4 protein-coding genes and 1 pseudogene are annotated in these 3,660 nt (G+C 74.1%); all 5 read right to left on the reverse strand.

The window, feature by feature from the left end; all coding sequences use genetic code 11:
- On the reverse strand, nucleotides 1-645 hold a 645-nt coding region (locus tag ACWF94_RS36280; protein WP_453498775.1), incomplete at its 3' end, for an electron transfer flavoprotein subunit alpha/FixB family protein.
- Nucleotides 646-825: 180 nt separating this feature from the next.
- Nucleotides 826-1,611 carry a helix-turn-helix domain-containing protein gene (locus tag ACWF94_RS36285; protein ID WP_453498766.1) on the reverse strand — a complete coding sequence of 262 codons (786 nt, stop codon included), beginning with the start codon at nucleotides 1,609-1,611 and terminating at the stop codon, nucleotides 826-828.
- Between the two features lie 187 nt (nucleotides 1,612-1,798).
- A complete protein-coding gene (locus tag ACWF94_RS36290; protein ID WP_453498769.1) occupies nucleotides 1,799-2,698 on the reverse strand; it encodes a helix-turn-helix transcriptional regulator in 900 nt (299 codons plus the stop codon).
- A 107-nt stretch (nucleotides 2,699-2,805) separates the two neighbouring features.
- A pseudogene (locus ACWF94_RS36295) lies at nucleotides 2,806-2,931 on the reverse strand (NmrA family transcriptional regulator); the annotation flags it as partial.
- A 14-nt stretch (nucleotides 2,932-2,945) separates the two neighbouring features.
- Nucleotides 2,946-3,536, reverse strand: coding sequence for a dihydrofolate reductase family protein (locus ACWF94_RS36300; RefSeq protein WP_453498772.1), 591 nt, complete (start codon nucleotides 3,534-3,536; stop codon nucleotides 2,946-2,948).
- Between the last annotated feature and the right edge of the window lie 124 nt (nucleotides 3,537-3,660).

Raw genomic sequence — 3,660 nt, forward strand, 5'->3', positions numbered from 1 at the left:
GTTCTCGCCGCTGCCCATGCCCCGGCCCCCGGCGACCACGATCGCGGCCTCCGTCAGCTCCGGGCGGCCCGTCGCCTCGCGCGGGCTGCGGGAGACGATCCGGGTGCCGGTGGCCCGGTCGCCGAAGGTGACGTCCAGCGTCTCGGTCACGGCCTTGGCCGGGGCGGCCTCCACGGCGACCGCGTTGGGCTTCACGGTGATCACCGGGGTCCCTGTGGTGACACGGGACGTGGTGGTGTACGCCGCCGCGAACACGGACTGCGTGACCACCGGGCCCTCGTCCCCGCCGGTGACGTCGACGGCGTCCGTGAGGACGCCGGAGCCGATGCGGAGCGCGAGCCGGGCCGCGATCTCCTTGCCCTCGGGGGAGGACGGCACCAGCACCGCGACCGGCGCGACGCTCTCGTACGCGGCCTGCAACGCGTCCACCGCCGGGACGACCAGGTAGTCGGCGAACTCCGGCGCCTCGGCGGTCAGGACGCGCACCGCGCCGTGCTCGGCGAGTACGGCGGCGGTGTCCCCGGCGCCGGAGCCCAGCGCGACGGCGACCGGCTCGCCGAGACGGCGGGCCAGCGTCAGCAGCTCCAGGGTGGGCTTGCGGACGACGCCGTCCACGTGGTCGACGTGAACAAGAACCTCGGGTATGGAACCTCGCCTCTTCTGCGGTGTCTGTGCTGCTCTTGCGCTGATTCTCCCGCCTGCCCGCCGCGTACGCGGGCGCGGGGGACGGCCGGGGTGACGGCGGGGCCCGCCCTCGTGCCCCGACAACTCTGACGACTCCGATCGACTCCGACGCCGACCGTACCCGGACCCCGCCGGGGACGATCACTCGGCGCCCGGCCCCACCAGGGAGTCCTGGGTGCGGAGGGCCGCGAGAACGGCCTCGGACGGGCCGCTCGCGGGCTCCGCCTGGTAGACGATGAGCTGCTGCCGAGGGGACTCGTTGACGGTGAAGGCGGTGTACCGGATGTGCAGATCACCGGCCCGGGGATGCCGGAGGTGCTTCGTCCGCCCGGTCTTCCCCCGGACCTCGTGGCGGGCCCACAGCTCCGAGAACTCAGGGCTCCTCGCGGTGAGCGTCCGCGCGACCTCGGCGATCCGCGGGGACCCGGGATCGTGCCCGTACGCCGCGCGGAGTTCGGCCACGCACGAGCCCGCCGCGCTCTCCCACTCCCGGTAGAAGTCGCGGCCCGCCGGGTCGAGAAACGCCATCCGGGCCAGGTTGTCGAACCGCTCGAAGCCGCTGTGCAGCGCCCTGGCGAGCGGTTTGGCGGCCAGGACGTCCAGCGCTGGGCCCAGGACGAAGGCCGGGGTGCCGGACCAGGTGCCGAGGAGGCGGAGCAACTGCGCGCCGACCCGGTCGGTGTCACCGGCCGGACCGGCTCCGCCCCGGGACTCCGCTGCGAGCCCGCTGAGCCGGCGCAGATGACCGGTGGCGTCGTCGTCCAGGCGGAGCGCCGCGGCGACCGCCCCGAGGACCTGGGCGGACGGGTTCGACTCGCGGCCCTGCTCCAGACGCATGTAGTAGTCGGAACTGACCCCGGCGAGCAGCGCGACCTCCTCGCGCCGCAGCCCGGGCACCCGGCGGCGCCCGTGCGCGGGCAGACCCACCTCCTGGTCAGGGGGTTGACGATGGGGGCGGTGAGCGGCGCCCGTGCGCGGGCAGACCCACCGCCCCGGGGGTGAGCGCTCCGCGCCGGGCTCGGAGGAACTCTCCCAGGGGCGTGCTCCTGCTGCTCATGCCCCCAGGCTACGGTCTGCCCCGCCCGTATCGGGGAGGCCCGGGTCGGACACCGGCTCAGCCGGTGGAATCCGGTTCGGTGGGCGCGGTGCCGCGTGCCCCCTCCGGCACGGGCTCCGCCGACCAGTTCGCCAGGAACCGCAGGGCGGTCCCGGAGGGCGACCCGGGTTCGGTGCTGTAGACGACCAGGGTCTGGTCGCTGGCGCCGGGCAGGGCGAGCGCCTGGTACGTGACGGTCAGCTCCCCGGCGACGGGATGGCGGTACCCCTTGGTCCCCTCGGTCCGCTCATGGACCCGGCGCTCCGCCCAGTACGTACGGAAGTGCTCGCTGCGCACGGCGAGTTCGCCGACGAGTTCGCCCAGCCGCGGGTCCCCGGGGTGCCGCCCGGCGTCCAGGCGCAGCATGGCGGCGGTGTCCGCGGCGGCGCCGTGCCAGTCCGCGTACAGCTCGCGGGCGGCGGGGTCGAGGAAGAGGAACCGGGCCAGGTTGCGCTCGTGCGCGGCCAGGGCGTCGAAGTCGGCGATGAGCGCCCGTGCAAGCGCGTTGGACGCCACCACGTCCGTACGCCGGCCCAGGACGAACGCGGGACAGCAGGCGGAGTCCAGGGTGGTGAGCAGCCGGTGGGAGGCGGGGCTGACCCGCTCGGCCGGGGCGGCGCGGTACCGCCGGGGCCGCAGGGGCCGCCGGTTCGCGAGATCGTACAGATGCGCCCGCTCGGTGCCGTCCAGGCGCAGCGCCGTCGCCAGCGCCTCCAGGATCTCCGGCGACGCGGTGCGGCTGCGCCCCTGCTCCAGGCGGGTGTAGTAGTCGATGCTGACGCCCGCCAGATGCGCCAGCTCCTCACGGCGCAGCCCCGGCACCCGGCGCCGGGCCGTCCCCGGTAGTCCCGCGTCCGCCGGACGCACCCGGCCCCGGCACGAACGGAGGAACTCGCCCAGCTCCACGATCTGGTTCATGCCGCCAGTGTCCGTGACTCCGGCGGGCGGGGGGAGGGCCGAGGGTGGCCCTCGTACACCCAGGAACGGGTTGGGGTGGCCCGACGACGGAGCCACCTCACCCACCGGACACCGTCGACCGGCTCGCCGACCGCCGTGCGGCCCACGGCGGCGGCCACGTCGCCGGATTCGACGGGCTGAATCCTGACCGGGGCAAGCCGCACCGTGTCCCCGTCGGTCGCCGCGTCCGTGATTGTTCCGGCGCCCCTCAGGGCCGGGCGGAACGCCGGTACGTGGAGATCAGCACGCCGCTCTTCGATGTCCGCGTGTCCACCAGGGACAGCCGCCGCAGCACACTGTTCCCCTCGAACAGCCGCTTCCCGCCGCCCACGATCAGCGGGAGGACGAGCAGCCGGTACTCGTCGACGAGATCCAGCTCCACGAGGCTCCGCAGCAGGTCCGCGCTGCCCGGCACCAGCAGGTAACCGTCGGTCCCGCCCGTGATCCTCGCCACCTCGGCGGACAGATCCGGACCCAGCGGAACGGTGTTCACCCAGGTCGGCTCACGGGGACTGCGGCTCACGACGTACTTCGGCATCGCGTTCATCGCCGCCACTGCGGGGTCACCCTGGTCGGCGTACGGCCAGGTCGACGCGAAGATCTCGTACGTCCTGCGCCCCAGGAGCATCCCGGCCGCCCCCGCGGTGGTCGTGCTCATGAACGCCTCGACCGTCTCGTCGACGTACGGCGGCACCCAGCCGCCCCGGTCGAAGCCGCCCTCCCGGTCCTCGTCGGCCGACAGGACCGACTGCACGACCCCGTCCAGCGAGACGAACTCGACGGCAACCACTTCTCCCATGTTCCTGCTCCGATTGTCTCCGGTCATGTCCCTGGCCAGAGCGTCCCTGCTCCTCCTCCGGGACCGGATTCGGACGGTACGACTCCGCCGGTTGACTCCGCGAGCGCGCCGGACTCATCGGCGG

This window comes from Streptomyces sp. NPDC055078, assembly GCF_053607985.1.

Excerpts from the sequence above, each read along its gene's own strand:
- ACWF94_RS36290 (WP_453498769.1), bottom strand. The coding sequence starts at position 2,698 with ATGAACCAGATCGTGGAGCTGGGCGAGTTCCTCCGTTCGTGCCGGGGC.
- ACWF94_RS36300 (WP_453498772.1), bottom strand. The coding sequence starts at position 3,536 with ATGGGAGAAGTGGTTGCCGTCGAGTTCGTCTCGCTGGACGGGGTCGTG.